Source organism: Halomonas sp. SIMBA_159 (genome assembly GCF_046536035.1).
Classification (GTDB): domain Bacteria; phylum Pseudomonadota; class Gammaproteobacteria; order Pseudomonadales; family Halomonadaceae; genus Vreelandella; species Vreelandella venusta_A.
On record NZ_JAWJBT010001504.1, the window covers coordinates 1 to 240 of the forward strand.

Below are 240 nucleotides of genomic sequence, written 5' to 3' on the forward strand. Positions count from 1 at the left end.
CTCGAAGCGGAAGTGCTTGGTTCAGATGTATGGACTGACCTTGCTGTCTTGAAAGTACCCGGGGCGCAAATTGACACAGTCGCAGAGTTCGGCGACTCTTCGGTGCTGAAATCCGGTGAACCGGTCATTGCTATCGGCAACCCGCTCGGCCTTCAATTTTCAGGATCGGTGACAACAGGTGTCATCTCGGGGACAGAACGCGCGATTCCGATTGATGTCAATCAAGATGGGCAGGAAGAT

1 protein-coding gene is annotated in these 240 nt (G+C 53.3%); it reads left to right on the plus strand.

The features are described from left to right. On the plus strand, positions 1-240 hold a 240-nt coding region (locus tag R0J87_RS24240; RefSeq protein WP_498889602.1), incomplete at both ends, for a trypsin-like peptidase domain-containing protein.